Origin of the sequence: Arthrobacter sp. H14, assembly GCF_000520495.1 — a bacterium.
Lineage (GTDB): Bacteria > Actinomycetota > Actinomycetes > Actinomycetales > Micrococcaceae > Arthrobacter_C.
Genome location: NZ_KI914641.1, coordinates 62,783 through 63,625, shown reverse-complemented (window position 1 = coordinate 63,625; position 843 = coordinate 62,783). Strand labels below are relative to the sequence as shown.

The 843-nt window shown below is 62.2% G+C and carries 1 pseudogene; it reads right to left on the bottom strand.

The window, feature by feature from the left end:
• A pseudogene (locus Y707_RS32135) lies at window positions 1-843 on the bottom strand (hypothetical protein); the annotation flags it as partial.

Below are 843 nucleotides of genomic sequence, written 5' to 3'. Positions count from 1 at the left end.
GGCACCCCGGTGTTATCCGGCGAGCCGCCATTTTCAGGTGAGCCACTGCTGTTGCCGGGTCGTTCGGCTCCCGAACCGGGTGTGCCGCCGTTATCGTTACCGCTGTTCCCGTTGCCGTCGTTATCGGTGCCACCATTTCCGGCACCGTTCCCACCGTTTTCGGCTTCTTCCTCGACCCGTTCGGCTTCTTCCTCGGCCCGTTCGGCGGCCTCCTCAGCCTCCTCCTCGGCCTGCTCGCGCTGTTCCTCGAGTTGCTCTTCCTGTTGCTCCTGTTGTTCTTCCGTCTGTTCTTGCTGCAGCTTTTCCTGCTCGCGTTGCTGCCGTTCCTGTTCCTTCTGCCGTTCCTTCTCGACCTTCTGTTGGTTGTCGAAAACATCGTCGGGGTTCGGCGGGTGGACGTTCGTCTCGGGCGCCGGTACGGCTGGTCCGCCTCCCGAAGGTCGTTGGGCCCATTTTCAGGTGAGCCACTGCTGTTGCCGGGTCGTTCGGCTCCCGAACCGGGTGTGCCGCCGTTATCGTTACCGCTGTTCCCGTTGCCGTCGTTATCGGTGCCACCATTTCCGGCACCGTTCCCACCGTTTTCGGCTTCTTCCTCGACCCGTTCGGCTTCTTCCTCGGCCCGTTCGGCGGCCTCCTCAGCCTCCTCCTCGGCCTGCTCGCGCTGTTCCTCGAGTTGCTCTTCCTGTTGCTCCTGTTGTTCTTCCGTCTGTTCTTGCTGCAGCTTTTCCTGCTCGCGTTGCTGCCGTTCCTGTTCCTTCTGCCGTTCCTTCTCGACCTTCTGTTGGTTGTCGAAAACATCGTCGGGGTTCGGCGGGTGGACGTTCGTCTCGGGCGCCGGTACGG